This is a genomic window from Leisingera sp. F5, assembly GCF_001593695.1.
Window position 1 is genome coordinate 1 of record NZ_LUKH01000882.1, and the last position, 1,523, is coordinate 1,523.

At 60.3% G+C, this 1,523-nt stretch carries 2 protein-coding genes; one reads left to right on the forward strand and one right to left on the reverse strand.

Annotation, left to right across the window (positions count from 1 at the left end):
• The first annotated feature begins 14 nt into the window (after positions 1–14).
• Entirely contained in the window at positions 15–908 is an 894-nt protein-coding gene (locus tag A2I95_RS37045; RefSeq protein ID WP_291737465.1) for a lysophospholipid acyltransferase family protein, read from the forward strand.
• A gap of 63 nt (positions 909–971) precedes the next feature.
• On the opposite strand, the gene A2I95_RS37050 is transcribed toward A2I95_RS37045, so the two are convergent.
• Positions 972–1,523 (reverse strand): 3-hydroxyacyl-CoA dehydrogenase family protein (locus tag A2I95_RS37050; protein ID WP_291737464.1); only part of this gene is annotated, 552 nt, incomplete at its 5' end.

Genomic DNA, 1,523 nt, shown 5'->3' on the forward strand with positions numbered 1-1,523 from the left:
ACGGGAAAAACACTTTGGCGGATACCGCACACGACAGGAATACCGGCGTCGCGCCGGAAACCGCTGATCAGACAGGCGAGGTCTATGACCGCCGCACGCTGACCTATGCCAATTCCTTTGACGACCGCTGGACCTCTCTGGCGATCAAGACCATCGAATGGCTCACCGGAAAACTGACCATCCTGCGTATGGTCAGCAAGTTCGAAAAACAGAATGCGGAATACCGCGGCCAGAAGTTCTGGCGCGGCGCCCTCAATATTATGGGCATTGATCTGCAGACGCCGGAAGAGCAGATCAACAACATCCCCAAGGACGGACCTGTGGTGATCGTTGCCAACCATCCCCACGGGATGGTTGATGGCATGATCTTTGCCGACCTCATCGGCCGCCGCCGCCTGGATTACCGCATCCTGACCCGCTCGGTGCTGACAGGGCTGGACGAAGCGGCAACTTCCTTCATGATCCCGGTGCCGTTCCCGCATGATCCCGAAGCGCAGCGCAAAATGGTCGACATGCGGGCCAAGACCATGGCCTTCCTCAAGGACGGCGGCGCGGTGGCGTTGTTCCCGTCCGGCGTGGTGATGTCTTCCGACAGCTGGTTCGGCCCTGCGGTTGAGCGTGAATGGAACGTCTTTACCGCACAGCTGATCCGCCGCTCTGGCGCCCGGGTGGTGCCGATATACTTCCCCGGCCACAATTCCCGCTGGTATCAGATCGCCTGCCGGATCTCACCGATCCTGCGTCAGGGTCTGCTTCTGCGCGAGATTGTCCGCTCCTGCAACAAGCCGCAGGCGCCAGTTGTGGGCAAACCGCTGACGGACGCGCAGATGGAACAGCTGCAAAGCGATCCGCGGGGTTTCATGGCCTGGCTGCGCGAACATACCCTGAGCCTCGGCAAACAAGGCTAAGTCTGCCTCATCACCGGGTCAGAATCAGAAAGGTGCCCCGCGGGGCGCCTTTTTTTGTTCCCGCTACCGTGTCGGCACCGGCGTTTCCCCGCGATAGTCATAGAAGCCGCGCTGTGTCTTGCGGCCCAGCCAGCCGGCCTCGACATATTTGGTCAGCAGCGGGCAGGGGCGGTATTTGGTGTCCGCCAGCCCGTCATGCAGCACGTTCATGATTGCCAGGCAGGTGTCCAGACCGATGAAATCCGCCAGTTCCAGCGGCCCCATCGGGTGATTGGCGCCAAGTTTCATCGACTCATCGATCGATTTGACCGAACCGACGCCCTCATACAGCGTATAAACCGCCTCGTTGATCATCGGCATCAGAATGCGGTTGACGATGAAGGCCGGGAAATCTTCAGCACTTGCAGAGGTCTTGCCCAGGCGGGCCACGACTTCCTGGCAGGCAGTGAATGTCGGTTCATCCGTGGCAATGCCGCGGATCAGCTCAACCAGCTGCATCACCGGCACCGGGTTCATGAAATGGAACCCCATAAAGCGTTCCGGACGGTCGGTGCGGCTAGCCACGGATGAACCGACATTCACTGCCTGCCAGGAAGTCGTGGCCCGCCTGGGCAA